We start from the raw sequence: 23078 nt of genomic DNA on the forward strand, positions 1-23078 counted from the left end.
GGTCGCGCCGTGGGGCGCTGATGGGATGAGACGCGGATGGGAGGGACGAGCCGCGGACGGGGAAGGATGAGTGTCCCGCTGTCGGGGGCGCCTCGGATGGGGTTACCCTCTGCGACATCATGACGGCCGAGGAACGACAGAAGCTCGTGGAGCAAGCGCGGGCGCTCCTGTTGGAGCAGGTGGTCCGCTGGGAGTCCCCCATGCGGTGGAGCGAGGACGACAGCAATGGCTACCGGAAGCTCGCGGTGGCGGCGCGTCAGGCGCTCGCGGGGGACATGGGGGCGATTGCGACACTGAGGCGGGTGTTCGACGAGTCGTTCTTCGCCAGGACGAACTCCCACAACGAATACGGACTGGCCTCGCTGGGGCTCGCGCTGCTCGGGGACCGCGAGTCGGTGGAGCGCATCCGCGCGGTGTCGCCCATCAACCTGAACCGGACGACGAAGCCCCTCGCGCTCGCGCTGCTCGAAGAGGACTGACGCGGCTCACAGCGGATGGCCGAGCACCTGCTCCAGCCGGGCCCGGTACGTGCGGCTCAGCGTCAGCTCCTGGCCGTCCTTCAGCACCAGTCGATGGTCCCCGGACAGCGTGGGGGACAGGGAGACAATCCGGTCCACGTTCACGAGCGCCGAGCGATGCACCCGCGCGAACCGTCGCGCCGGCAGCCGCCCCTCCAGCTCCGCCATCGTCTCGCGCAACAGATGTGTCTCCGTGCCGACATGCAGCGTGACGTAGTTCCCCGCGGACTCCACCCAGTCCAGGTCCTCCACCGGCACCAGCAGCGTCCGCGTCGCCGACTTCACCACGAGCCGCTCCGCGGGCTCCGGCCTCAGCTCCTGGAACATCCGCTGGAGCTGCTGCCTCAAGTCCCCCGCAGGCGCCGTCAGTCGCTCCCGCACCCGCGTCAACGTGCGCCGGAAGCGCTCCACCGTGAACGGCTTGAGCAGGTAGTCCACCGCGGCGGCATCGAACGCGCGCAAGGCATGCTGCGGCCACGCCGTGACGAAGACGACCACGGGAGGCGGTGTCTGCCCCAGCTCCGCCAGCACACCGAACCCGTCCCGCTCCGGCATCTCCACATCCAGGAACACCAGCGCCGGCCGCTCGTGCGACAGCAACTCCAGCGCCTCCTGCCCGTCGCCGCACTCCACGACGGGATGCAGGTCCGTCTCCGACGCCAGCAACGTCCGCAGCCGCTCGCGCGCCAGCGGCTCGTCATCGACGATGAGCGTGCGCACCGTCATGCCCGCGTCCTCCGATAGGGCAGCGAGAGCGAGAGGAGGAACCCGCTCGGCGCACGCGCCTTCCACGTCACCGACTGCTCGGCACCGTGCAGTCGCTCCAGTCGCGCCCGCGTGGCCCCCAGCCCGATTCCCTCCTCCAGCTCCGTCCGCCCCGCCGGCGGCCCCACCCCGTCGTCCTCCACCTCCACCGCCAGCCGCGCCCCAGCACACCGGACCCGGACCCAGACCTTCCCAGGCCCCCTGCGCGGCGCGATGCCGTGTCGGATGGCGTTCTCCACGAGCGGCTGGAGCAACAACGACGGCACCAGCGCGTCCCTCGCGTCCTCCGCCACGTCGACGTCCACCTGGAGCCGGTCCGAGAAGCGCGTGCGCTCGATGTCCAGGTAGGGCGAGAGCAGCTCCAGCTCCTCCGAGAACGGGACCTCGTGTCGCCCGTCGCGCTCCAGGCTCGCGCGCAGCAGCTCGCTCAGCTGTCCCACCATCCGGTCCGCGGACTCCACGTCCCGGTGCATCAGCGCGGAGATGGCGTGCAACGTATTGAACAGGAAGTGGGGCTGGAGCTGACTGCGCAAGAGCTGCAGTTGGGCCTGCGCGAGCTGCGCCTCCAGTTGGGACGCGCGCACGGCCTCCTCGCGCATCCGCCGGGCGTACGCCACCGCGGCCTCCATGCCCACCAGGGAGAAGTAGATGAGCAAATCGAAGTCCGTCGTCTTCGACGCGATGAACAGGAAGTAGGTCCACGCCGCGGACGCGCCACCGCTGACCTCCACCACCAGCCACTCGCGCAACACCGCGAACAGCCCCAGCGCCAGCACCGCGAAGCCCACGCCGGGCACCAGGTGCAGCAGCAGTTGCACGAACCACGGCCGGCCCGTCGCGCGAATCCGACGCGCCACCGCCAGCACGAACGGCGTGAGCGCCGCCCAGGCGTACCAGACACACACCCCCGTCAGCAGGGCCTCACCCAGGCGCGGCGGCTCCCCATGCGAGGCGCGGTACACGAAGAGCTGCGCCCCGTAGAGCAGCGCGAGCACCGTGTACCCGGCCCCAATCACCGCGGGCCAGAACCACCGCGAGGACAGCCCCCACCGAGCCCCGGTGGACGAGGACTCAGCGGCGGACACGGGACTCCATGACACGGTCGGGCTCGTCGACATGATGGACGGCGTGGACTCTAGTCCGTCCACGCGTCCCTTGCCGAAGCCCGTCCCTTCAGCCCTTGAGGAACGCCGCCAGCTTCTCGTACGCCACCGCGAGCGGAGCAATGGGCGCGCTCTCGTTGGCCTGGTGCGCCTGCGCCGTCTCACCGGGCCCGTAGTTGATGGCGTCCACGCCCCACTCACCGAACCGGGCCACGTCCGTCCACGCCTGCTTCGACGCGGCGGGCAGCCCGGTGATGGCGAGCAGCTTCTGGAACAGCGGATTGCCCGCCACCACGGGGCCGCTGGGCGAGGCATCCGTGATGATGACCTCCGCGCGTCCCGCGACGAGCGCGTGCACGTCCGCCTTCGCCTGCTCGATGCTCTTTCCCGGCGCGAAGCGGTAGTTGAGGTTCAGCTCGAACGACTCGGGGATGACGTTGCGCGCGCGGCCACCCTTGGCGAGCGTGGCGTTGATGACCTCATAGAAGCGGAAGCCCTGCACATCCACCTCCACCCGCTGACGCGCCAGGAGCTCCGTGAGGAACGGGCCCGCCTTGTGGATGGCGTTCTCCCCCTGCCACGGCCGCGCCGAGTGCGCGCTGCGTCCGCCGAAGCGCACCGTCACCTGCATGGAGCCGACACAGCCCACCTGCACCTCGCTGTCCGTGGGCTCCATCGCGATGCCGAACTTCACCTTCGCCAGGTCCGGGCGCGCCGCGAACAGCGGGATGAGGCCGCTCTCCGCATACGCGCCCTCCTCGCGCTCGTAGAAGAGGAAGGCCAGGTTGACCGGCAGCGTGTCGCGACGGAGGTCCTCCGCCAGCGCCATCATCACCGCGAGCCCACCCTTCATGTCCGAGGCGCCCAGGCCGAAGACGCGCTCACCCTCGATGCGAGGCTCACGGCCCTGGTCACTCGGGTGCGCGGGCACCGTGTCCAGGTGACCGATGAGCGCCACCGTGGGACGAGGGTCCTCCAGTCGACCGAGCAACAACGTGTGCCCCACGCGGAAGACCTCCCCAGGTGGGAAGTGCTGGAGCGCCCAGCGCTCGACGAAATCCGCGATGGGGCCTTCCTGCGTGATGGGACTGGAGATGCGGCACAGCTCGAGCGTCGTGCGGGCGAGCCTCGTGGCGAGGTCTTGAGAGGACATGCGGACACCACCATAACCCCACCCCCTCCCCCTTCGCTGGCCTCCCCACTCTCCGACAACGAACCGGTCTCCCCAGGACTCCGGAGCCTCCGGATTGACGCCCGGTGATTCCGACGTCTCACCCCAAGGCAGGGCGTGACACTGATCGCGCGTTCACCGAAGCTGCCCCCGCCCCCAGTCCTCCGAGGATGAAATGTCGTCGAACAGCGAAGCGACCCAGGCCCTGCTCTCCCTCTGCGGCGACAAGCGCCGGTGGAAGACGGAGCTCACGGTGGACGCGGTGAAGAAGCTGATTGCCGACGGCGCGGACGTGAACGCTCGGGACGTCCATGGCCAGAGCGCCCTGCACCACGCCGTCCAGGGGCAGTACCAGAAGGGGGATCCGCTCCCTGACGTCGCGGTGGTGCGCGCGCTCATCGAGGCGGGCGCGGATGTGAATGCGCGGGACAACCACCAGCAGACGCCGCTGACCCGCGCCTTCCCCTCGGAGAAGACCCCGGAGAACGAGGCGCTGGCGCTGGAGCTCATCGCCCTGCTGAAGGCCGCCGGAGGGAAGGTGCCCTCGGACGTGGTGGACGGGAACGGCGCCGCGTTCCGCTGGACGACCGCCAGGCTCCTCAAGGAGGTGCTCAACGCGGGGGCCCGCCTCGACGCGCGCAACGAGCGGGGCGGGACGCCGCTCCACAGCGCTGTGATCTCCGGAGACCCCGACGTCATCCAGCTGATGCTGGAGCGCGGCGCCGAGGTGAACGCCATCGACGGCCAGGGCCGCACGGCGTTGGGCATCGCCCTGCGCACCAAGGAGGAGGTCTGGGTCGCGCACAACAAGCGGACGGCCGGGTTCAACGCCGTCATCCAGGCGCTGGAGGCCGCGGGCGGCAAGGCCAGCGTCTCCATTCCCCTGAGCAATGACCTCTTCGCCCCCTACCCCGTCGACGAGGCGGCGTTCCGCGGGGCCCTGACGGAGAAGAAGCAGAAGCTCTCGTTCAAGCACGCCATCGCCTCCGCGCAGGAGGCCATCACGGGGCTGCACGGCTACGGGGACCCGGCCGCGGCTCTCGCCAAGCTGGAGACGCTGCGGGACACGCTCACCGCGCCGCCCAGGAAGGTCCACCTGAAGGAGTCGCTGAACATCCGGAGCGCCTTCTTCCACCACGGCGACCTGGAGGTGGACGGCGACCTGGACATCGGCCGGCCGTTCGCGGTGACGGGTGACGTCATCGTTCACGGCGTGGTGTGGGACTCGGGCAACGACTCGCTGGTGCACATCCTCGGCAAGCTGAAGTGCCACGGGCTCTACACGAGCGGCGAGTTCAGCGTCGCCAAGGACATCGAGGCACGCGACGTGGTGCTCGGCTACTACAACGACCACCTGCTCTCGGCGAACACCATCCGGGCCCGCGTCGTCATCGAGGATGACCACGCCTTCGATGCCCGCACCGAGGCGCAGCACCACTTCGACATCGACACCTACGCGCAGGGCTACGGCGACGGCGTGGCGGAGGAGCTGAAGGCCATCTTCGTCGACGAGGTCTTCGAGACCGCCGAGGAGGCGGACGAAGAGGACGGCGAGCCGGCCCGCATCGACAAGGGCGCGCTCTTCCACCGCATCAGCAAGGGCCTGCCCGTCTTCCGCGAGTAGGGGCCGCGACCGACTCGCCCATGACCTGGAACTCCGGCGCGCGCAGGTAGCCCGACCGCCCCTGCGCGACTACACATTCATCGAGTACTGAAATTCTCGCAGCCCTCCCGGCCAACGCTTCAATCAATAACCAACACATCGGCAATATTCACCATCAGAAAACACAAACAAAACCACGAGAGGAGGCATCATGACACGGCCTTTCACTCGGCACTCTGGGTGATGAGGGCTCGCTTGGGTCAATCGACCCAGGCGATGGCAGCGTTGCACACCTAAAAGGACACACAATGACCAAGAAGCTCTTTGGATTGCTGGCGATGGCGTCTCTGCTCATTCCTGCATGGGGCTGCGGAGCTCCCACTGCACAGGAAATGGATGAGGCGGCCATCCAGGAGCACCTGAGCAGGCATGAACATGTCGTGTCCTCCTCGTCGATCGTGGTGAGCGAAGGTGAAGGCAACGTCTGTTACTGCAGCGTCTGCGCGAAGCACCACGCACCCGAGTGTCTGTGATTCAGAGAAGGACAGGTCCCCGCCCGGCCTATCTCAGAACGTCCGAATGAAGTCGAGCTCCACGCCGGGGTTCTTCCCGGCGTCGGAGTCCGTCACCGCGGAGGCCGGATTCTCGGGCGCCGCCGGGCTCCCCGCCGCCTGCCACGCGGACACGTGACGGAAGGAGTTCGCGTCGAAGCCCGACAGCATCAGCACGTTGGGCACCCGCGACGGCAGCGGCGAGGCGTCATAGGCCGCCAGGTTCCACAGCACCACGTCCACCGGCCCCAGCGCGCGGTGCCACGCCTGGAGCGCGGCCTGCAGCGGCGGCACGCTCGCGTCGAACGCGACGTCATGCTCGCGCAGCCACGCCACCTTCGCCGGAGACATCATCTGCGCCTCCGGCGGATGGAACTGCATGTCGGAGAAGAAGTAGAGCGTGCGCGGCCTCGGTCGGGACGGCTTCTCCAGTAGCTGGGAGACCAGGTTCACCACCGAGTTCGCCACCTGCGTACCACCCCAGCCCTTCCCCTCCCGCAGCTTCGTCGCCAGGTCGAACACCTCCTGCTCGGGCCGACGCTGCTCGATGAAGACATCGTCGGAGAACGTCGCCGCGTACCCCAGCTCGCGCGCCATCACCGCCGACAGCACCACCGCCACGTCTCCCACCTTCGCGGTGCTCTTCGCGCCGCCCAGCGCCGCGTCGAACATGGAGCCGGAGATGTCCGCGAGCCCCAGGCTCAACCCCTGTGGCAGCAATCCCTCACACACCCGCTCCAGGATCGCCTCGAACACGGGCGCGAGCGCGGGCACCGCCTCCGCGTGGAACTTGAACGTGTCGCCCGAGTAGTTCGCGCGGGCGCTGCCATTCATCGCCGCCAGCCAGCCCATGTACACCTGATGCGGCCACAGGCCCGCGAAGCGTCGTCGCCGCGCCTCCGCCAGGAGCACCTCCACCGGGATGCCCGCCAGGTGCATGGCCCGCAGGTAGCCCTTGAAGGCCAGGTCCGGCAGCAGCCCCGGCACGTCCAGCACGCGCCGCCACGTCTCCTCGGTCGACCCCATGAAGGACAGCGCCTGCTCCGTCGACAGGCGCCCGTTCACGAAGTGCTCCACGCTCGCGTCACCGCCGAAGAACGCGCGCCGCGCATCCAGCAGCTCAAGCCCCGCCGCCAACGGCCCGCGCTCCCGCGTGGGCGCATGCAGGTACCGGTAGAGCTTCAGCGTGCGCTCATCCAGGTGCGCCTTCGCCACGCCCATCGCATCCACCAGCCGCAGGCTCGCGCGCTGACCGTTCTTCCGACGCCGCGCCACCGGGAACTGTCGACGCGCGTACTTGAGCAATTGATACACATCCATCCCCGCCAGCGCCCGGGCCATGCCCTTGCGCGCCGCGGGCGGCACCTCGCCCAACCCCAGGTTCTCGAAGTGCGTCAGGAACAGCACCACGTCATCCGCGCGGTGCTGGAGACACCGGAACGTGTACTCCTCCGTGAAGGGCCCCTCCGGGTCCGCCGCCGCGAGGATGGCCGGCGCCACGCTCCCCTGGATGCGGTTGCCCTTCCCCTTCACCGGGTCTCGCATGTACGCGCCGAACCTCCAGCCGAAGCCGCGCTCGTGCCGCTCCGCCGCCAGCAGCGCCGCCGCGTAGGAGCGAATCTCCCCCACCTGCGTCCGGTAGAAGGACTCCTCCAGCAGCGCCGCGCCCTTCGTGAAGGTCAGGTGCGGCAGCGGGTCGGTCTTCGACAGGTCGAAGGCGGCGGCCCCCTCGTGCGTCAGTGAGCCCACGACGTCACGCAGCACCCGAGGCATGTCCCCTCCGACCGGAGAAAAAGTCGGCGCCCCATCCCCGTCGGCAAGCCAACGGAGATTCATGGACGAAGTAGGGGCGCCAGATGACTGAAAGCCTAACCGACCTCAGCCGGCCGGTGCGAGCGCTTCCTCGAACTCCGTCGCGCCCTCCAGCAGCGACGCGCAAAGACACGCGGGGCCCTGCAACGCGGTGAAGCCATGCGCGCTGCCCTCCAGCTTGTCGAGCGTCTCACCAGGCCACACCTCGTGTCCGCCGTCCTCGCGCAGCCCGCCCTCCAGCACCAGGTTCCACTCGCGCCCCAGGTGCGTGTGACGCGGATAGCGCACGCCCGGGTTGAGCCGCAGCACCGCGGCCATCATCCCCTCGCGCGCGGGGCCCGTCTCCACCGGGAACAACTCCGAGCCCTCCACCGGCCCCGGCATCCACAGCGACGCATCCTCCAGCGACTCGAGCAGCGCGCTCGCCCGCTCCCGCGTCACATCGAAGAAGGCCGCCAGCTCCTGCGTGAAGCGCTCCAGCCGGCCAGGCCCCTCCATCCGCGCCATCAACGCGGTCAGCACCCCGGCCGGCGGCTCCACCGGCGACTCCAGCGCCAGCAGGCCCTCACGCACCGAGGACAGGCGGTCGGCCTCGACCCGGCAGCGCTCGCACGCCGCCAGGTGTCGCTCCAGCGCCTCCCGCGAGGAGGCGTCCAGCGTCCCCAGTGCCCACTCGGCCAGGATGTCGTCGAGGTGCTCCGTCATCGCGTCCCATCCCGTCCCATCACACGGGCACTACGGAAGCCGCCGCCCTGGTGGATTTCCCTGGGGGCTACACCGCCACCGCGAAGTCGCGGAGGGCCGAGTTGAGGCTCGTCTTCTTGTCCGTGGACTGTGTCCGCTGCCCGATGATGAGCGCGCACGGCACCATGTACTTGCCCGCGGGGAACTGCTTCTCGCGCATGCCCGGAATCACCACGCTGCGCGCCGGGACGCGGCCCTTGTAGACGCGCTCCTCGGGGCCGGTGACGTCGATGATTTGAGTGGACGCGGTGAGCACCACGTTGGCGCCCAGCACCGCCTCCTCCTCCACCACCACGCCCTCCACCACGATGCAGCGGCTGCCCAGGAACGCGCGGTCCTCGATGATGACGGGAGACGCCGTGGGCGGCTCGAGCACCCCGCCCAGCCCCACGCCACCCGACAGGTGCACGTCGCTGCCCACCTGCGCGCAGCTGCCCACCGTGGCCCACGTGTCCACCATGGTGCCCGCGCCCACGCGCGCGCCGATGTTCACGTAGCCGGGCATCACCACCGCGCCCTTCTCCACGAAGGCCCCGTAGCGCACCGTGCCCGGCGGGACGACCCGCACGCCCGCCTTGTCCAGGTTCTTCTTCAGGGGGACCTTGTCGTGGAACTCGAAGGGCCCCACCTCCATCACCTTCATCTCCGACACGGCGAAGAACAGGAGGATGGCCTCCTTGACCCAGGCGTGGACCTTCCAGCCGTCCGGGCCCTTCTCCGCCACGCGCAGCTCGCCCGCGTCCAGGCGCGCCACCGTCTCGCGCACGGCGGACACGAAGTCCGCATCCTTGAGCTTCGTCCGGTCCGCGAACGCGGCCGAGACCTTCTGGGACAGTTCTTCGATGGGCAACATGGCGCCACCTTGAAGCACACTTCGGCGCGCCGCGCCGCACCAACCTGCCCGCCCTCAGGGGTGGGACGCGTCCGGCTCCGTCGTCTGGCCCGCGTCCGGCTCAATCAGGCCCGCGGGCTCCGCCAGGGGCAGCGTCTGCGTGGTGATCTCCCCATGCAACGTCCGGGGTGCCACCTCCGTGTGCCCGCGTCCCTCCAGCTCCACCGCGCCCCGTGAAACATGTCTCACCCGGGCCATGGGCACCTCGCCCCAGGTCCGACTGAAGGGCCAGCGACGCACGTAGAGGTGCGTGTCGCTCAACAGCGCCACGTATCCCAGCAGCGCGCCGCCCTCGTCGCGCACGCGCATCCCTCGGGTGATGGAGCGCCGCTCATAGGGCGACGCCGTCTCGGGCCAGGCCATGCGTTCCACCTCCTGCCCCCAAGGTGCACCTCCTCCTGCCCACAGAGGAGCACCCCTCGCGCGCCCGCTTCCTCGCCTGCTTGAGGCAACTTGAGTCCCAAGGGCTCCGATAACTCTCTGTTTTGCCGCGTTGAGCAGTGTCCACAACTGGTCAATCGACCCCTGGTCGTGCCAGCATCGGGTCATCCCTCACCCCCTGGAGGGCACATGAGCGCTACCCCCTCGCGCCCGTGGAGCCTCGCCGTGGCAGTGCTCGCGTCGTTCGTCGCCGGATGCCTCGGCGAGGCGGCGCTCGACATGCAAGGTCTGCCGGGCCCCGGCAACCCCAACCCCCAGCCCCCGCCGGTGCAGCAGGACGGCACGCTCGACTGTGACCTGGACCGGGTGCCGGCGGGCGTGACGCTCGCGAGCATCGCCTCCGACTTCGAGCGCGAGGTGCACCCGGCCCTGGTGCGCGAGGTGTCCGGCTGCATCTCCTGCCACGCGACGACGAGCGGCCGGCTCTTCAAGGTGGGCCTCAACGGCGTGGAGAACTTCTACGCCATCCGCGCCGCCGGCTACCTCACGCCCGCGTCGGGCTCCATGCTGTCGCGCCTCGTCACGACGGACGAGAGCGCGCGCATGCCGCGCGGCGAGCCGGCGTGGAACGCGCGCGAAATCGCCGCGGTGGCCGCGCTCACCTGTCAGCTCAAGGCGGTGGAGACGCGCCAGCCCTCGTCGCGTCCGGACGAGGAGTTCCCCCCGGCGCTCCTGGAGCCCTACCGGGGCCCCTCCGTCGCCACGTATGACAATCCCTTCCTGGGCTTCGAGCAGCTCAAGGGCAAGGTGAAGGCCGTCTTCGACGACGACTGGGTGCGCGGCGGGGTGGACCGCTTCGCGCAGAACGTGGGCCTGCTGGGCGGCGTGGACTACAAGGACCACTTCGTCGAGGCGCGCGTCGCCACCGCCGACTTCTTCCTGGGCCTGGATGACCTGTCGCGCGACGTGTGCCTCACGGCCGCCACCCATAAGACGGGCCCCTTCTCGGGCCTGGACCTGGCACAGCCGCTGACGGACATCCCCGCGCCCACCACCAAGACGTACGAGATGGAGGCCGCCGCGCGCGACGGCACCACCCTCCCCGCGGGCACGCAGATTCTCGCGAGCACCGGCGGCAAGTCCGGCAGCACGGGCTGGAACCTCTACACCACCGGCACCCTCACCACGCTGCAGCCCTACGTCTTCCCCGCGTCCGCCACCTACCGCTTCACGGTGAAGGCCAAGGGGGACCTGTGCGGCCCGGACCTGCCGAACATGCAGCTCAAGGTGGACGGCGTGCTGGTGAAGGAGTGGAGCGTCGCCAACAACACGGCCTACGCGGACTTCGTGCACACGCAGGCCGTCGCCGGCGGGGACCACCTCCTCACGGTGGGCTTCACCAACGACTACGGCGAGACGGGTGTCTGCGACCGCAACCTGCACGTGGACGCGCTCGTGGTGTACGGCCCCACGGAGGCCGCCACCGGCACCCAGCGCGCGGACGCGGCGAAGGCCAAGGTGGACACGCTCTACCGGCGGATGCTGTACCGGGCCTCCTCCCCCGAGGAGCGCGCCAACGGCTACGCGCTGGTGACGGACCTGCTGGGCATCGAGGCCAACGCCACCAAGGCCTGGAGCGGCCTGTGCGAGGGCCTGATGCGCGCGCCCGACTTCCTCTTCACGCTGCCGCCCTCGTACGAGCGCTTCACCGGCAAGGAGCGCGAGCGGCTGCTCTTGGTGAAGCTGGCCATGGACCTGCTGGGCAGGCCGCCGTCCGCGCAGGACTTCACCGCGCTGGAGGACGGGCAGAAGTCGTGGGAGGCGATGGTGGACGGATACCTGGCCTCGGCGGACTTCCGGGCGAACTACTTCAAGCGCATGCGCGTGCGCACCGAGAGCGAGGGCACGCCCGACACGGACGAGCCCGCGCGGCTGTGGACCTTCCTGGTCGAGCAGGAGCGGCCCTTCGGGGAGCTGCTCACCGGCGACTACTCGGTGGACGGAAGCTTCCAGCAGGTGACGCGCCCCCCGCAGCACGGCAAGACGGGCGTGCTCACGATGAAGGGCTTCATCAAGAACAAGCCGGGCCTGCCGCACTACAACTACGCGGCGCGCGTGATGACGGACTTCATGGGCACCCTGTACGAGGTCCCCGCCGAGGTCTTCGACATGCGCGGCGCGGCCACCGCGTCCTCCACCGTGGACCCCAGCAGCATCTGCTACTCCTGCCACCAGACGCTCACCCCGCTGGCGCACCAGCGCCTGCGCTGGGACGACGAGGGCAACTACCGCACCCAGGACGAGCAGGGCGTCACGCTGGACGACACGGACAGGAACCTCGCCGCCACCTATGCCTTCAAGGGCCAGGGCATGGAGGCCTTCGCCACGCAGGCGGTGAAGAAGGAGGCCTTCGTGCGCCGCACGCTCAACGCCCAGTTCGCCCTGCTGTTCGGCCGCGAGATGCGCCACGAGCAGGACGAGCGCGCCATCTACAAGCGCCTGTGGGACGTCAGCCACGAGCACGACGGCAACCTCAAGGCCGTGCTCAAGACCCTCGCCACCTCTCCCGAATACCTGCGCCAGTAGCGCCGCCCAAAAGGACCGCCGCCATGAACCGCCGCCGATTCCTCGCGGGCGCTGCCGCGGGCGCCGCCATCAGCACCCTGGACTGGCTCCGCTTCTTCCGCGCCTTCGGAGTGCCCGGGACGAAGAAGGAGCTGGGCTTCGCCGAGGCCGCCGCCGCCGAGGCCGACAACCCCCGCTTCCTCATCTACTGGTTCCAGGAGGGAGGCTGGGACGGGTACTCGATGTTCAACCCCGTCCACACGCCCAATGACTCCATCCGCGTCATCCCCGCGGGCGAACTGCGCCCCACCCCGTCGTGGACGAACCACCGCTACCGGCCCAAGGGCTACGGCGCCACGCCGTCGGACCCGCCGAAGACGCAGGGCAACATCCAGTACGGCTACCTGGCGCAGGACGGCCTGGACCTGTTCCCCGACCTGGCGGTGGTGTCCAGCCACAACGGCAACACCTTCCACTCGGGCGGACGGTGGGAGTACCACTACGGCAAGTACAGCGCGTCGCTGTCGGGCAAGCGGGGCGCGGACGAGCGCACGGTGATGCAGGCGTTCTGCGAGGCGTACGGCACGGGCTTCCTCTTGCCCCACGTCTCGTGGCACCGGTGGCTGTCCGACGGTGAGCTGTCCATCCCGTCCTATCCCGAGGGCACCGGCTACTACGAGAAGCTGGGCCCGGTGCACGCGCACACGCTCTACGGCAAGACGCCCGCGGCGATGCGCGAGCGGCTCGCGTCGCTGGGCAACGTGGCGCAGGGCCAGCGCGACGCGCGCATCCGCCAGTTCACCGACAACCTGCAGGCGAGCTTCCTGGCGGAGAAGAACAGCGAGTCGGTGCGCGCCTTCAACTCCGCGCTCCAGATTCACCGGGCGCTGACGGCCGGCGGCAGCATCAACCTGGACCCTCGCACGCTGTTCACCCACACCACGCTGCGCGCCGAGTTCGGCATCACCGCGGCGGACGAGGCCACGGACTCGTCGTCCATCAACGGCAACCCCGCGCGCACCAAGGAGACGCCCAACACCAACGTGCAGGCGTTGATGACGTACGAGATGATGACGAAGGGGCTGTCCATCGGCTTCTTCATCGAGAACCGCGGCCTGCGCCAGTTCGACACGCACCGCGACCGCCGCTCCATCATGAACAACAAGGGCCAGACGGAGCAGCGCGACATGATGCGCAAGAACCTCTGGAACCCGCTCAGGACGCTGGTGGCGAAGCTCAAGTCCACGCCCTACGGCACCACGGGCAAGAGCTACTACGACTTCACCACCATCGTCCTCGCCTCGGAGATGGGCCGCACGATTCAGGGCGACGTGGAGGGCATCCTCGCCAAGGCGGGCGTGACGGACGCGCAGAAGTACGAGGAGATCATGCTCCAGGACTGCTGCCAGCACTGGCGCGTCAACAGCGTGGCCTTCCTGGGTGGCACCGTGCGCGGCAACACGCAGTATGGCCGCGTGGGCAGCGCGTCCCTGGACGGCATCCCGATGATGCCCAACGGCACGCTGGACCCGGCGTACGACCCGGACACGGGCCTGCTGGTGCCGGGGCGGACCAAGAACGCCACCAGCTTCGTGTCCGACGCCGGCCACGTGTACGCCACGGCGCTCCACCTGTCCGGGTTGGACCCGGCGGCGCTCAAGGCCGCGGGCAAGGGCAAGAACGACCGCCCGCCCATGACGTTCATCAAGCGCTGAAGCGCCCGCATGATGCGGGGCCGCCACCGTCCCTCCGGAGGCGGCCCCCAAGGCTCAGGCGACTTCAGGCGTCGAGGACGCGCGCCACCGCGTCCACCACCTCCTGGTCCGTGGGGAAGGCCAGCGACGCCTTCCGGATGACCACCTTGCCGTCGACGGCGACCTCGTAGCTGCCCGACGGCCCGGGCTTCAGCTCCGCCTCCACATCCAGCTCGTCCTTCAACGCGGCCGCCGCACGGGCGGCCCTGGGCTTGTAGCCTCAGGAGTTGCAGTACGTAATCGTGACCTTCTTGTCGGCCATGGCGTGTCTCCTCGCGCGGGGCTCGACCCCGTCCCCGAAGAGATAATGCGTTCGCGGCCCGCGAGCCAGCCCACGCCTGGCGCCGGGGACAGGACGCGCGCCGTCCGCGGCGCTAGGTTCTTCTCCGCCATGACGGACTTTCGTGAGCGCATCGCCGCCGCCTATGACGTCGAGTCCTTCCGCCGCGAGGGCCAGCGGCTGGTGGACACGCTGGCGGACTACCTGGCCCAGGCCGAGCGCGGAGAGGGCCTGCCGGTACTGCCCTGGGCCGCGCCCGCGGTGAGCGTGGACCGCTTCCCCGCCGCCTTCCCCGAGGAGCCCACGGGCGACTTCGCGGAGCTGGTGGCGCGCGTGCTCTCCGGCTCCAACCACCTGCACCACCCGCGCTACGTGGGCCACCAGGTGACGGCCCCCGTGCCGCTGGCCGCGCTGTGCGACGCCGTCTCCTCGCTGCTCAACAACGGCATGGCCGTGTACGAGATGGGCCCCGTCTCCACCGCCATGGAGCGCAACGTGCTGCGCTGGATGGCCGCGCGCCTGGGCCTGCCGGAGTCCGCGGACGGCGTGCTCACCTCCGGCGGCTCCCTGGGCAACCTCACCGCCCTGCTCGCCGCCCGCCAGGCGAAGGCCGGCTACGACGCGTGGAACGAGGGCGCCCACGCGGGCCCGCCGCTCGCGGTGCTGGTGCCCGCCACCGCCCACTACAGCCTGTCGCGCGCCATCCGCGTCATGGGCTGGGGCCAGGGCGGCGCCATCCCCGTCGCCGTGGACGAGCGCTTCCGCCTGCGCCCCGACGCGCTCGGCCCCGCGCTGGAGTCCGCCACGCGACAGGGCCGCAAGGTCATCGCCGTCGTCGCCAGCGCGGGCTCCACCGCCACCGGCGCGTTCGACCCGCTGGAGCCCGTGGCGGACTTCTGCGAGCACCACGGCCTGTGGTTCCACGTGGACGCCGCGCACGGCGCCTCCGCCGCGCTCAGCGCCGCCCATCGCCACCAGGTGCGCGGAATCGCCCGCGCGGACTCCGTCGTCTGGGACGCGCACAAGGGCCTGCTCATGCCCGCGCTGGTGACGGCGGTGCTCTTCCGCGACGGCGCGCGCTCCTTCGAGTCCTTCGCCCAGGAGGCCAGCTACCTCTTCGGCGACACCGAGCGCCCGTGGAGCGACGTGGCCCTGCGCACGATGGAGTGCACCAAGGAGATGATGGCGCTCAAGCTGTACGCCTGCCTGAGCGTGCTGGGCACCCGCCTGTTCGCCGACGCGGTGACGGAGTCCTACGCCCTCACCCGCCGCTTCGCCGAGCGGCTCTCCCAGGCCGGCGACTTCCAGGTCCCCGTCCCGCCCGACTGCAACATCCTCTGCTTCCGCCACACCCCCGGACACGTGCCGCCCGAGGCGTGGGACGCGCTGCAGGCGCGCCTGCGCGAGCGGCTGGTGACGCGCGGAGACTTCTATCTGGTGCAGACGAAGCTGCCCCAGGGCGTGTTCCTGCGCGTCACCGTCATCAACCCGCTCACCACCGACGCGGACCTGGACGCGCTGATGGAGGCGCTCAGGACGGCAGCTCGACGGTGAACTCGCTGCCGACGCCGGGCTCGGACGCCACCGAGACGACGCCGCCCAGCACCGACACCATCTCCCGCACCAGCGTCAGCCCCAGCCCCACGCCCGGCTTGGACTTGTGGTCCAGGGGCTCCAGGTGTGAGAAGGGCTCGAAGATGTGGGCCTGCTCGGCGCGGGGGATGCCAGGCCCGGTGTCGCGCACCCGCAGGCGCCAGCCCTGGGGCCGCGCCTCCACCGCCACCGACACCCCGCCCTGCTCGGTGTACTTCACCGCGTTGGACACCAGGTTGAGCAGCACCATCTGCACGATGCGCGGATCCGTGCGCGCCACTGCCTGCCCCCGGGGCCGGTCCCACTCCAGCGCCAGCCCCTTGCGCCGCGCCTCCAGCCGCGCCTCCTCCACCACCTCGTCCACCACCGCGCCCAGGTCCACCGTCTCGCGCCGCACCACCAGCCGGCCCTCCTCCAGCTGGTTGTACTGGAGCACCATCTCCACCATGTCGCGCAGCCGCAGCGTGGAGCGGTGCATCCGGTCGAACATGTCCAGCGCCCGGGGCGGCAGCCCTCCCAGCTCCCGCTGCAGCGCGTGCTGGGTGAGCTGCAACACCGACAGCGGCGTGCGCAGCTCGTGTGACACCAGTTGCAGCAGCGTGCTGCGCGACGCGCTGGCGCGCTCGGTGGTCTCCAGCGCCACCTCCAGCTGCCGCTTGCGCATGCCCAATTCGCGCGCCATCGCCTCCAGGTCCACCGAGCGCGCGGCGAGCAGCCCCTGGAGCACCTCGCGCGTGCGCTTCATCACGGCCAGGTTCGTCACCCGCGCCACCAGCTCCTCGGACACGAAGGGCTTCACCACGTAGTCCTGCGCGCCGCCGCGCAGCAGGTCCACCCTCAGCGCGTCATCCGCGCGCGCGGTGAGCAGCAGGATGGGCGTGGACTCCAGCCCCGGGCGCGTGCGCACCGCGCGCACCAGCTGGTCTCCGCCCATGCGCGGCATCATCAAGTCGCTCACGATGACGTCCGGCAGCATCCGCTCCGCCTTCGCCAGCCCCTCCAGGCCGTCCTCGGCGGTGGCCACCTGGAAGTCCTTCGCCAGCGTGTCCACCACGTAGCGGCGCATCTCCTGGGTGTCCTCCACCACCAGCACGCGCGGCCGGCTCGAGTCATCCGCCCGCGTGGCCACCGCCACCTCGCGCTCGGGCGGCCGCAGCACGTCCAGCTCCGCGCGCGCCGCCTCGACATCCACCTCGTGCGCCGGGGCGTCCGCGCGCGCCGCGAGCTTCACCCCCGTGGGCGCGAGCAGCGGCAGCTCCACCACGAAGCGCGCGCCGCCACCCGGGCGCTCCTCCGCCCAGATGCGCCCCTCGTGCAGCGCCACGAAGTCCCGGGCGATGGCCAGCCCCAGCCCCGTGCCCCCGGTGTCGCGCGTGGTGGCCGCGTCCCCCTGGCGGAAGCGCTCGAAGATGCTCTCGCGATGCTCGGCGGGCACGCCCGGCCCGCTGTCCTCCACCACCAGCCGCCCCTGCCCCGCCTCCGCGCTCACCGCCACGCGGATGTGCCCGCCCTCGGGCGTGAACTTGGCCGCGTTGGACAGGAGGTTGAGCACCACGCGCTCCACCTTCTCCGGGTCCACCTGCGCCGGCAGCATCGCGGGCAAGTCCAGCGCGAAGTCCAGCTTGCGCTCGGCCACCAGCCCCTCGAAGTTCTCCGCGGCCAGCCGCACCAGCCGCGCCAGGTCCACCTCCTCGTACGACAGCCGCATCTGCCCCGCGTCCAGCTTGGCCACGTCGAGCAGCGCGTTGACGTGCCGGAGCAGCACCCGCGCGTTGCGGCGCACCACCTCCAAATCGCGGTGCGCCGCGTCCGGCAGCGTGCCCTGCTGGAGCAGCCGGTCCACCGGCCCCAGGATGAGCGTCAGCGGCGTGCGCAGCTCATGGCTGACGTTGGCGAAGAAGCCGGTGCGCTGCGCCTCGGAGGCCTTCAGCTTCGCGTACAGCGTCTCCAGCTCCCGCGAGCTCTTCTCCAACTGCACCCGGCGCTCCTCGGACAGCCGCGCCGCCTCCGTCACCTCCACCACCCGCCCGCGCAGCGGCACCAGGTACATGCCCGTGGCCACCGACGCCACCGCCGTCACCACCTTGATGCCGCCCCCCAGGTAGTAGGCCGAATACCAGACGTTCCACACCTCCATCAGGTGCGTCAGCCCACACGCGCCGATGAAGACACCGAACGACAGAATCATCCCGCCGAAGGGCAGCCGCGCCCGCCGCACCAGCGCGTACAGCGTCAGCGAGATGAAGAAGTACGCCGAGCCGATGAGGATGTCCGACAGGACGTGCATCGCCACCAGGTCCTGTTTCCACAGGTAGCAGTGCCCGTGTGGCATGTTCCAGGCACCGTAGAAGAAGTCCCGCAGGCCCTCTGTGAGCTGGGAGAACCGCTCCAGGGAAACCGCGCCGCGCACCGCATGTCCGAGCTGGTCGTTCATGGCGTTCCCTTCCACTGTCACGCATGGCGGGGGCCCCCACGGCTGTTCCCCCCGGAGGAAGTATTCCATGCAAAACAGGTGACTCTTGCCACCCCCCATCTCACACCGGGACGCGGGGAAAGGGCATGAGACGTGGGTACACGCGCCGGGTGCTGGACAGTCGCCCCCCGGGTCGAAATGCGATAGAGCCCGAGCCGCCATGCTCGTCTCCCTGGTCATCCCCGTCTACAACGAGATTCCCACCCTGGCGGAGCTGCTGCGCCGCTGCATCGCGGTCGACTTCCCCAAGGAGCTTGTCCTCGTGGACGATTGCTCCCGGGACGGAAGCCGGGAGCTGTTGCAGCAGCTCGCCGAGCAGGGTGTGGGCCTGCTGGGGGGCACGCCGAAGAACCGCAACGAAATCCGGGTGCTGTTCCAGGAGCAGAACCAGGGCAAGGGCGCCGCGCTGCGCAGGGGCTTCGCCGAGGCCACCGGGGACATCATCCTCGTGCAGGACGCGGACCTGGAGTACGACCCGCGCGACATCCCCCGGGTGATTCAGCCCATCCTGGACGGTGAGGCCGACGTCGTCTTCGGCAGCCGCTTCACGGGGACGCCCCGCCGGGTGCTGTACTTCTGGCACACGGTGATCAACAACCTGTTGACCACGCTCTCCAACATGACGAGCGGGCTGAACCTCACCGACATGGAGACCTGCTACAAGGCCTTCCGCGCCGAGGTGCTGCGCTCCGTCGAGGTCGAGGAGGACCGCTTCGGCTTCGAGCCCGAAATCACCGCCAAGGTGGCCCGCGGCAACTGGCGCATCTACGAGGTGCCCATCAGCTACCACGGGCGCACGTACGAGGAGGGCAAGAAGATTGGCTGGAAGGACGGCGTGCGCGCCCTCTACGCCATCGGCAAGTACGCGCTGAAGCGCTAGTCACGCGCGTCGTCCGGGAAGACCCCGTCCCCTCGCGGGACACGGTGACATCCCGGGTCGTCCGGCGCGGGCCTCGCGTGCACGAGGTCCGCCCGGACACACGCCCCTTCACGACTAGCGCCGGGTGCCGCTGTCGCTGGCGCCCGAGGGGCCCGCGTTGGTGCCCGTGGTGCCGCCGGAGCCGCTGTTGTCGAGCCCCGCGCCCGAGCCGCCGGTGCCGCCCGTGGTGTTCGGGTTGCCCGTGCTGGTGCCGCTCGCGCCCGTGCCGCCGGTGCCTCCCGGGCTGGTGCCGCTGGTGGCCGGGTCGTTCGTGCTGCTCGTGCCCGACGTATCCGTGGTGTCCGTCCCGCTCGCGCCGCTGCCGCCGGAGCCCGTGCCGTTGAGGTCGGAGCCGGTAGTGCCCTGGCTGCCGGTGCCGCTGCCACCCGCCCCCGTGCCGTTGAGGTCGGAGCCGGTGCCGCTCGAGCCCGAGCCGCTGACATCCGAGCCGGTGCTGCTGCCCCCCGCGCCCGTGCCGTAGACGCCGGAGCCGGTGCTGCCCGGCTGGGCGCCCGAGCCCTGGACATCGGAGCTGCTGCCGCTGCCCCCGATGCCGTCGTCGCTCGAGCCCGCACCGCCGTGGTCCTGCGTGGCGCCACTCGGGACGGCGTCCTGCGAGCCCCCCGTCATCTCCGTCGTGCGACCCGAGCCCCCTGTGCCCTGCTCGTTGCGTGAATCCGCGGACTGCCGGGACTCACAGGCCCAGCCCAGCGCCATCGCCGGCACCAGCGCGCCAATCAACCACCCTCTTCGGAAATCTTTCATGGTCGTGCTCCCCACCACTGTGGACCTCTCAATGTGAAAACGAGGCGCACGAAGGACAGGGGCACGGCGGCGGGTGTCGGGCCGTCGCTCGGAGAGCAGGACGCCCAGACACATCGCCCCTTCCGTGGACTGTGAGGCAAGGGAGCGTGCTCGCACGGGCGCGGGGGCCGCGTCGCGCGACGGGGGCGGTGAGGCTCACCGCCCCCCAGGCGGACAGGCTACCCGTGGGCGCGCGTCTCCTCCGTGGGAGGGGGCTCGGGCGGCGGCACCGAGGGCGGCGCGCCCAGGAGCAGCGCCTTCGCCGCGTCCACCGCCTCGCTCGTCCCCGTCAGCGCGAGCACGTCGCCCACCCGCAGCACCTCCTGCGCGGTGGGCACCGACAGGCTCTGCTCGCCACGCTGGATGGCCAGCACCGTCGCGCCCGTGAGGCCGCGCAGGTTCACCTGGGCCAGCGTCTTGCCCGCGCCGGGGCTGGACTCCTCCAGCCGCACGGAGGCCGGCGCGCCCAGGCCCGGCAACAGCCCCTGCACGTGGTCCAGCGCGTGCTCCTCCGCGCCCGGCTCCTTCGAGTGCGACTGCGCCGCCAGCGCCGCCACCAGCACCTGCGCGCCGGCGCGCACGTGGCCGTGCAGATTGGTCGCCCCGCGCCAGAAGGCGACGCCCAGCGCGCCCACCAGCACCAGCAACACCAGGGGGCCCGCCACGCCCTTCAAGAAGGGCTGCGTCACCACCACCACGGGGATGGCCACCAGCAGGACGATGCCCACCTGCAGCGTGACGAGCAGCACCCGCCGAGGCGCCGCGGCCAGGTCCAGCTTGCCGTCCTTGCGCGCCGGCAGCGCCGCCTCCGACAGAATCGAGCCCAGCCGCCGCGCCATGCCGATGACGCCCAGGATGAACGGCACCGCCAGCAGCACCGCGCCGCCCAGGATGAGGTTCTTCGACAGGTCCTCGTCCACGCCCGTCTGGACCTCGACGAAGTGGGCCATGCGGTCCGCCATCAGCGCCGTGCCGATGACCAGGACCACCAGCAGCACCGCGTCCAGCACCAACAGCCGGATGAGGCGCCGCACGCCCGCGCCCAACGTCTCCCGACGCGGCGCCTGCCGCAGCCGCTCCACCCACGTACCGTACAGCGTGACGAAGGTCTGCAGGGGCTTGGGCAGCTTGCGGTCCACCCACGACGCCACCGGCCCCGAGGCCTTGATGAGCAGGGGCGTGGTGAGCGTGGTGATGGCCGACACGGCCACCGCCACCGGGTAGATGAACGAGCCGGTGGCCTTCAGCGACAGGCCCAGCGCGGCGATGATGAAGGAGAACTCGCCAATCTGCGCCAGGCTCAGGCCCGCCTGCACGGAGGTGCGCGTGCTGTTGCCCGTCAGGAACGCGCCCAGCGCCACGCTGACCAGCTTGCCGACGATGACCACCACGGTGAGCACCAGGATGGCCGCCCAGTGCTCCATGATGAGCGCGGGGCTGATGAGCATGCCCACCGACACGAAGAAGATGGCCGCGAACATGTCGCGCACCGGCTGCACCAGGTGCTCGACCAGCTTCTCCTCACCCGACTCCGCCACCAGCGAGCCCGCCAGGAACGCGCCCAGCGCCACCGAGTAGCCGAACGACTGGGCCAGCAGCGCCACCGCGAAGCAGATGCCCACGCTCGTCACGAGCGTCGTCTCCGGCCGGTTCAGCTTGATGACCGCGCGCATGGCCCTGGGGATGATGAACAGGCCCACCGCCACCAGGCCCACCAGGAACGCCACCAGCTTGCCCGTGGTCAGCGTCAGGTCCTTCACCGACAGGCCCGCGCCCGTGGAGATGGCCGTCAGCGTGGCCATCAGCAGCACCGCGATGAGGTCCTCGACGATGAGCACGCCCACCACCAGCTCCCGCAGCTTCCCGCGGATGCCCTGCTCGTCGAACACCTTGGCGATGATGGTGGTGCTGGACACGGCGATGATGGCGCCGGTGAAGATGCTCTCCAGCGTCGTCCAGCCGAAGGCGCGCCCCACCACGAAGCCCAGCCACACCATGATGCTGCACTGGATGACGGCCGTGAGCCCGGCGGTGAACCCCACCGAGAACAGCTTGCGCAGGCTGAACTCCAGCCCGAGCGAGAACATCAGCAGGATGACGCCCAGCTCCGACAGCGTCGTCACCACCTCCTGGTTGGCGACCAGCGGAATCGGCAGGTAGGGGCCCACCACGAGGCCCGCGAGGATGTAGCCGAGCACCACGGGCTGGCGCAGCTTCTGGAAGACCACCGTCGTCACCGCGGCGACGCACAGGACAATGGCAATGGCCTGGAGGACCTCGTGGGCTCCGTGCATCAGGTCACCTCAATCTGGAAGACTCGGACGGGACGCGCCCCGCTTTTTTCCGAGGACTCGGAAAGACAAGGGCCATCCCTCGGGGATGAAAGGAAAAGACGACGTCACGCCGGGCTTCTCGCCCGGACCACCGCGGGACTCCACGCGCGACCCCGGCCCGGCAGAGGGCCCGCGTCGCGCACGGGTCAGCCGAACTCGGGCGGTCCGCGCAGCGTCCGACTGGCGATGGAGGGACGGTCCGCGACTTCCCCGCTCGACGTGGGCGCCGCCGGGGCACGACGTTCGCGCAGGGTGACGCGCGTGAAGGCGTGGTGACGCTCGCGGCCCCAGCGGTACAGGGCCAGCAGGTCCGGCTCCAGCCCCGTGCGGGTCCGCACCGAGGAGGCCGCGAAGACGACGGGCCCCGCGCCCACATGGAGCCCCAGGTCCCAGCCGCCCAGGTCCGTGATGTGGAACTGCGCGCCCCAGCGCCGCGAGGACTTCTTGGAGGACCCGGCGCCCTGGAGCACCGACGTCACGCCGGAGTCGGCGTAGAAGCCGCGCTCGGGGGTGCTTCGGGTGGGGCACTCGGCGTCCCCGGCGCGCAGGACGGTCACCAGGACCAGCGCCATGCCCAGGGCCAGCAGCCCGGCACGGAGCAGCTCACCCCCGGAACCGGGCATTCGCGATGTCGGGCCGGGGGAGCGCATCGGCCGTTCAGGTACTACGCCGGACATGGCCCCGTAAAGCGCGGGTTGTCCCCCGCCCGCCAGTCCGCTCAAGCCCCACCGCGCGGACGAGGTGGCGAGCGCGTGGAGCGGCGGCGCGGCCATGTGCCCGTGGCTCCACGCGCCCTGACGCGAGGGGACGACACCCC

At 70.4% G+C, this 23078-nt stretch carries 19 protein-coding genes; 7 read left to right on the plus strand and 12 right to left on the minus strand.

The window, feature by feature from the left end; translation table 11 throughout:
* Positions 1-119 precede the first annotated feature (119 nt).
* On the plus strand, positions 120-479 hold the full coding sequence (locus tag AC6JA9_RS38535) for a hypothetical protein (RefSeq protein ID WP_408888930.1): 360 nt from the start codon (positions 120-122) through the stop codon (positions 477-479).
* Between the two features lie 6 nt (positions 480-485).
* On the opposite strand, the gene AC6JA9_RS38540 is transcribed toward AC6JA9_RS38535, so the two are convergent.
* The 3 genes from AC6JA9_RS38540 to dapE all read right to left on the minus strand — a co-directional run bounded on the left by AC6JA9_RS38540 (position 486) and on the right by dapE (position 3539).
* Complete coding sequence (locus AC6JA9_RS38540) at positions 486-1244, minus strand: LytR/AlgR family response regulator transcription factor (protein WP_408888929.1); 759 nt, start codon at positions 1242-1244, stop codon at positions 486-488.
* Positions 1241-2368: a sensor histidine kinase gene (locus tag AC6JA9_RS38545; RefSeq protein WP_497958638.1), complete on the minus strand. Its 1128-nt coding sequence runs from the start codon at positions 2366-2368 to the stop codon at positions 1241-1243. Before AC6JA9_RS38545 ends, AC6JA9_RS38540 begins: the two co-directional genes overlap by 4 nt.
* An 88-nt stretch (positions 2369-2456) precedes the next feature.
* Positions 2457-3539, minus strand: coding sequence for a succinyl-diaminopimelate desuccinylase (gene dapE, locus AC6JA9_RS38550; protein ID WP_046716586.1), 1083 nt, complete (start codon positions 3537-3539; stop codon positions 2457-2459).
* Positions 3540-3732: 193 nt separating this feature from the next.
* Between dapE and AC6JA9_RS38555 the strand changes: the two genes are divergently transcribed.
* Entirely contained in the window at positions 3733-5181 is a 1449-nt protein-coding gene (locus AC6JA9_RS38555; RefSeq protein WP_267699181.1) for an ankyrin repeat domain-containing protein, read from the plus strand.
* Between the two features lie 287 nt (positions 5182-5468).
* A complete protein-coding gene (locus AC6JA9_RS38560; RefSeq protein ID WP_267699180.1) occupies positions 5469-5693 on the plus strand; it encodes a hypothetical protein in 225 nt (74 codons plus the stop codon).
* Between the two features lie 33 nt (positions 5694-5726).
* Here AC6JA9_RS38560 and AC6JA9_RS38565 read toward each other — a convergent pair whose 3' ends face one another.
* From AC6JA9_RS38565 to AC6JA9_RS38580, 4 genes are all read right to left on the minus strand, one after another.
* On the minus strand, positions 5727-7484 hold the full coding sequence (locus AC6JA9_RS38565; protein ID WP_497958639.1) for a hypothetical protein: 1758 nt from the start codon (positions 7482-7484) through the stop codon (positions 5727-5729).
* Between the two features lie 105 nt (positions 7485-7589).
* Positions 7590-8228, minus strand: a complete 639-nt coding sequence (locus AC6JA9_RS38570; protein ID WP_141329167.1) for a cupin domain-containing protein — start codon at positions 8226-8228, stop codon at positions 7590-7592.
* 67 nt (positions 8229-8295) lie between these two features.
* A complete protein-coding gene (locus tag AC6JA9_RS38575) occupies positions 8296-9120 on the minus strand; it encodes a 2,3,4,5-tetrahydropyridine-2,6-dicarboxylate N-succinyltransferase (RefSeq protein ID WP_223749674.1) in 825 nt (274 codons plus the stop codon).
* A gap of 54 nt (positions 9121-9174) precedes the next feature.
* Positions 9175-9522 carry a hypothetical protein gene (locus tag AC6JA9_RS38580; protein ID WP_408888925.1) on the minus strand — a complete coding sequence of 116 codons (348 nt, stop codon included), beginning with the start codon at positions 9520-9522 and terminating at the stop codon, positions 9175-9177.
* 207 nt (positions 9523-9729) lie between these two features.
* On the opposite strand from AC6JA9_RS38580, the gene AC6JA9_RS38585 reads away from it, so the two are divergent.
* On the plus strand, positions 9730-12126 hold the full coding sequence (locus tag AC6JA9_RS38585) for a carbohydrate-binding domain-containing protein (RefSeq protein ID WP_223749672.1): 2397 nt from the start codon (positions 9730-9732) through the stop codon (positions 12124-12126).
* Positions 12127-12149: 23 nt separating this feature from the next.
* The gene (locus AC6JA9_RS38590; protein ID WP_223749671.1) at positions 12150-13820 is read left to right on the plus strand and encodes a DUF1501 domain-containing protein; all 1671 of its coding nucleotides are present in this window, start codon (positions 12150-12152) and stop codon (positions 13818-13820) included.
* Between the two features lie 64 nt (positions 13821-13884).
* Here the strand turns inward: AC6JA9_RS38590 and AC6JA9_RS38595 are convergent, their stop codons facing one another.
* Positions 13885-14121, minus strand: a complete 237-nt coding sequence (locus AC6JA9_RS38595; protein WP_255653472.1) for a SelT/SelW/SelH family protein — start codon at positions 14119-14121, stop codon at positions 13885-13887.
* 129 nt (positions 14122-14250) lie between these two features.
* On the opposite strand from AC6JA9_RS38595, the gene AC6JA9_RS38600 reads away from it, so the two are divergent.
* Positions 14251-15693, plus strand: coding sequence for a pyridoxal phosphate-dependent decarboxylase family protein (locus AC6JA9_RS38600; RefSeq protein WP_473569793.1), 1443 nt, complete (start codon positions 14251-14253; stop codon positions 15691-15693).
* On the opposite strand, the gene AC6JA9_RS38605 is transcribed toward AC6JA9_RS38600, so the two are convergent.
* Positions 15671-18166 (minus strand): ATP-binding response regulator, encoded by a 2496-nt coding sequence (locus tag AC6JA9_RS38605; protein WP_223749669.1) that lies wholly within the window; start codon positions 18164-18166, stop codon positions 15671-15673. The genes AC6JA9_RS38600 and AC6JA9_RS38605 overlap by 23 nt on opposite strands.
* Positions 18167-18365: 199 nt before the next feature.
* Between AC6JA9_RS38605 and AC6JA9_RS38610 the strand changes: the two genes are divergently transcribed.
* Positions 18366-19085 carry a glycosyltransferase family 2 protein gene (locus AC6JA9_RS38610; RefSeq protein ID WP_223749668.1) on the plus strand — a complete coding sequence of 240 codons (720 nt, stop codon included), beginning with the start codon at positions 18366-18368 and terminating at the stop codon, positions 19083-19085.
* Positions 19086-19199: 114 nt separating this feature from the next.
* Here AC6JA9_RS38610 and AC6JA9_RS38615 read toward each other — a convergent pair whose 3' ends face one another.
* From AC6JA9_RS38615 to AC6JA9_RS38625, 3 genes are all read right to left on the minus strand, one after another.
* Entirely contained in the window at positions 19200-19889 is a 690-nt protein-coding gene (locus AC6JA9_RS38615; protein ID WP_483578883.1) for a hypothetical protein, read from the minus strand.
* A gap of 218 nt (positions 19890-20107) precedes the next feature.
* On the minus strand, positions 20108-22222 hold the full coding sequence (locus AC6JA9_RS38620; protein WP_223782801.1) for a monovalent cation:proton antiporter family protein: 2115 nt from the start codon (positions 22220-22222) through the stop codon (positions 20108-20110).
* 185 nt (positions 22223-22407) lie between these two features.
* Entirely contained in the window at positions 22408-22884 is a 477-nt protein-coding gene (locus tag AC6JA9_RS38625) for a hypothetical protein (RefSeq protein WP_267699170.1), read from the minus strand.
* Between the last annotated feature and the right edge of the window lie 194 nt (positions 22885-23078).

The sequence above is a fragment of the Myxococcus sp. MH1 genome (genome assembly GCF_059738865.1).

Coding starts and splice junctions, on each gene's coding strand:
- AC6JA9_RS38555 (WP_267699181.1), top strand. CDS start 3,733: ATGTCGTCGAACAGCGAAGCGACCCAGGCCCTGCTCTCCCTCTGCGGC.
- AC6JA9_RS38590 (WP_223749671.1), top strand. CDS start 12,150: ATGAACCGCCGCCGATTCCTCGCGGGCGCTGCCGCGGGCGCCGCCATC.
- AC6JA9_RS38625 (WP_267699170.1), bottom strand. CDS start 22,884: ATGCCCGGTTCCGGGGGTGAGCTGCTCCGTGCCGGGCTGCTGGCCCTG.
- AC6JA9_RS38560 (WP_267699180.1), top strand. CDS start 5,469: ATGACCAAGAAGCTCTTTGGATTGCTGGCGATGGCGTCTCTGCTCATT.
- AC6JA9_RS38565 (WP_497958639.1), bottom strand. CDS start 7,484: ATGCCTCGGGTGCTGCGTGACGTCGTGGGCTCACTGACGCACGAGGGG.
- AC6JA9_RS38570 (WP_141329167.1), bottom strand. CDS start 8,228: ATGACGGAGCACCTCGACGACATCCTGGCCGAGTGGGCACTGGGGACG.
- AC6JA9_RS38585 (WP_223749672.1), top strand. CDS start 9,730: ATGAGCGCTACCCCCTCGCGCCCGTGGAGCCTCGCCGTGGCAGTGCTC.
- AC6JA9_RS38600 (WP_473569793.1), top strand. CDS start 14,251: ATGACGGACTTTCGTGAGCGCATCGCCGCCGCCTATGACGTCGAGTCC.
- AC6JA9_RS38575 (WP_223749674.1), bottom strand. CDS start 9,120: ATGTTGCCCATCGAAGAACTGTCCCAGAAGGTCTCGGCCGCGTTCGCG.
- AC6JA9_RS38605 (WP_223749669.1), bottom strand. CDS start 18,166: ATGAACGACCAGCTCGGACATGCGGTGCGCGGCGCGGTTTCCCTGGAG.
- AC6JA9_RS38615 (WP_483578883.1), bottom strand. CDS start 19,889: ATGAAAGATTTCCGAAGAGGGTGGTTGATTGGCGCGCTGGTGCCGGCG.
- dapE (WP_046716586.1), bottom strand. CDS start 3,539: ATGTCCTCTCAAGACCTCGCCACGAGGCTCGCCCGCACGACGCTCGAG.
- AC6JA9_RS38620 (WP_223782801.1), bottom strand. CDS start 22,222: ATGCACGGAGCCCACGAGGTCCTCCAGGCCATTGCCATTGTCCTGTGC.
- AC6JA9_RS38610 (WP_223749668.1), top strand. CDS start 18,366: ATGCTCGTCTCCCTGGTCATCCCCGTCTACAACGAGATTCCCACCCTG.
- AC6JA9_RS38580 (WP_408888925.1), bottom strand. CDS start 9,522: ATGGCCTGGCCCGAGACGGCGTCGCCCTATGAGCGGCGCTCCATCACC.
- AC6JA9_RS38540 (WP_408888929.1), bottom strand. CDS start 1,244: ATGACGGTGCGCACGCTCATCGTCGATGACGAGCCGCTGGCGCGCGAG.
- AC6JA9_RS38535 (WP_408888930.1), top strand. CDS start 120: ATGACGGCCGAGGAACGACAGAAGCTCGTGGAGCAAGCGCGGGCGCTC.